Annotated in this window: 4 protein-coding genes; all 4 read left to right on the plus strand. The window is 36.1% G+C overall.

Features of this window, described 5'->3' with window-relative positions; translation table 11 throughout:
• The first annotated feature begins 88 nt into the window (after positions 1 to 88).
• Positions 89 to 373, plus strand: a complete 285-nt coding sequence (locus VXQ92_RS17485) for a hypothetical protein (protein WP_017816979.1) — start codon at positions 89 to 91, stop codon at positions 371 to 373.
• A gap of 3 nt (positions 374 to 376) precedes the next feature.
• Entirely contained in the window at positions 377 to 634 is a 258-nt protein-coding gene (locus tag VXQ92_RS17490) for a hypothetical protein (protein WP_000015928.1), read from the plus strand.
• 1 nt (position 635) lies between these two features.
• Entirely contained in the window at positions 636 to 905 is a 270-nt protein-coding gene (locus tag VXQ92_RS17495) for a DNA-binding protein (RefSeq protein WP_017816980.1), read from the plus strand.
• Between the two features lie 137 nt (positions 906 to 1,042).
• Positions 1,043 to 1,517: hypothetical protein (locus tag VXQ92_RS17500; protein ID WP_416682675.1), on the plus strand; the 475-nt coding region annotated here is incomplete at its 3' end.

The following is a 1,517-nucleotide window of genomic DNA, read 5'->3' on the forward strand; positions in this document are numbered from 1 at the left end:
CTGTTGGTTCAGGTCCAGAGTTCCTTACTCTTAAAGAAGCTAAAGATGTTTACAGTGCATTAGTAGATAAAGAATCAGGAGCTGCGGAATGAGCAAAGTTATTGGAGAAGTTAATTTAAACCCTAGCAGAATTGAAGGCACTCCCGATCAGGTAGCAATTCATATTTTTAAAGAAGTTATTTGCCCTAGTACTGAGGGGCTTCTCAAAAACAATCCGGAGGCTGCAAAGGTGTTTGCATACCACATTTTTGGTTTAGCGCTTTCTCAACTAGCAGAGTTTCATTCAACCAAAAGTCTAGATAAAGCTGTAACCGTTACCCTTCACAACCTTTTGCGTCAATTGAAGAAAGAACGTAATGAGTTGAGGAACTAAAGGATGAGTGGATTAAAAGTTAAAACATGTGATTTTTGTGATGACGGGAACGGTGAATGCATTTTCCCCTATTACGGCCTTGCCCCTCATATTCATACGAAGCCAATTGGCGGTACTGAATTTATAGATGTTTCATTACCTGAAAACTTTAGTCCTGATGGGGATGGTTTAGGCATATATACACACTGTCTGAATTGTGGGGGTGATGGCACATATGAAGGCATCCAGTTAGAAGTTAAAGCGGAAAGTAAGGAGGGGTAAAATGCTAAAAGACTTGAGAAATCTATCTGATGAAGAGCAACAAGAATACTTGGATCGCTTCATTATGGCTAATGAAGAACAAAAATTCCCCCAAGAAGTTGTTGCCCTTTATTTAGATTGCTCACCATGGACATTAGCCAGAATGCGTTGTGATCAATCATCACTGCCTTTTTCGAAAATTGGAAGACGTGTTTCATATAAAAAGAAAGACGTTTTAAAGTATGAGCAAAGCAGGACTGTGCTTAATACAGCGCAACTTGCAACTGTATAAGGATTCAGTTAAGAAATAATTGTAGTTTCCATGATAAATATTGGGTGACAAATAATTAAAATTGCAAAAAGTTTTAGTTGACACTTTTCAAAATTTGCAATAAATTTTGATTACCCAAATCTCTTTAGGACTTAATTATGGATTTATCGAAGAATCCCCCACCAAGCTATTATGATGCATCACTGAATGATGAAACATTAAGCTTTTTTGCTAACCATATGCTAGAAGTTTTTTCACAAACTACTCAAGATCTTAGTAGAAAAGATGATGATAACTACACTATCAGTTGTGCAATTTTTGGAAGATGCCGTAATAGGTTTGCTCGTGAAATTCGTAGTGGCAATGCCCCATCTCCAACATATTTAGAAGATTCTTCAAATAAATTCACCTTTAAAATTGGAAACACACCTGGTATCCGTTTTTTTAAAGAATCTGATCATTTAAAACCGAAAAGACCAAACTTTTTTAAGCAAAGTTACAATCTAGAATTATTTGAATCTGATTCAAAAGTTCCTGTTTTTTGGCGATTCATTTTGGTTCCAGCTAAAACTGATGACGAAGAAACATTTATCGCTTTTGTTGGTTTTAACCAGAAATTACAGCCGATTACAG

Source organism: Acinetobacter sp. 228 (genome assembly GCF_048147885.1).

What these genes read in the sequence shown, in the direction of transcription:
- VXQ92_RS17485 (WP_017816979.1), top strand. Translation starts at nt 89, where the DNA reads ATGAGCAAAGTTATTGGAGAAGTTAATTTAAACCCTAGCAGAATTGAA.
- VXQ92_RS17490 (WP_000015928.1), top strand. Translation starts at nt 377, where the DNA reads ATGAGTGGATTAAAAGTTAAAACATGTGATTTTTGTGATGACGGGAAC.
- VXQ92_RS17495 (WP_017816980.1), top strand. Translation starts at nt 636, where the DNA reads ATGCTAAAAGACTTGAGAAATCTATCTGATGAAGAGCAACAAGAATAC.